Raw genomic sequence first — 452 nt, 5'->3', positions numbered from 1 at the left:
CCGCCGAGCGCTTCGTGCCCGATCCCTTCGCCACCGAGCCTGGCGCGCGCCTCTACCGCTCCGGCGACCTCGCGCGCTTCCGCGCCGACGGCCAGCTCGACTACCTCGGCCGCCTCGACCACCAGGTCAAGGTGCGCGGCTACCGCATCGAGCTGGGCGAGATCGAGCATGCCCTCACCGCGCTCCCCGGCCTCCGCGAGGCCGTCGTCCTCGCCCGCGACGACGGCCCTTCCGACCGCCGCCTCGTCGGCTACCTCGTCCCCGCCGCCGACTCCCCGATGCCCTCGATGACGGCGCTGCGCGAGGCCCTCGCCAGGACCTTGCCGGCGTACATGGTGCCGTCTGCGTTCGTCGTCCTCGACGCCCTCCCGCTCACCCCGAACGGCAAGGTCGACCGCCGCGCGCTGCCTTCCCCGGACGCTGCCCCCAGCGACCCGGAGCGCCCGCTGATC

The 452-nt window shown here is 75.0% G+C and carries 1 pseudogene; it reads left to right on the top strand.

The features are described 5' to 3' along the window. A pseudogene (locus BN4575_RS22930) lies at positions 1 to 452 on the top strand (AMP-binding protein); the annotation flags it as partial.

The organism is Aeromonas sp. EERV15 (assembly GCF_900079845.1).
GTDB lineage: Bacteria > Pseudomonadota > Gammaproteobacteria > Enterobacterales > Aeromonadaceae > Aeromonas > Aeromonas sobria.
The sequence above is the reverse complement of the archived record's forward strand: the minus strand, read 5'-3'. Positions and strand labels throughout refer to the sequence as shown.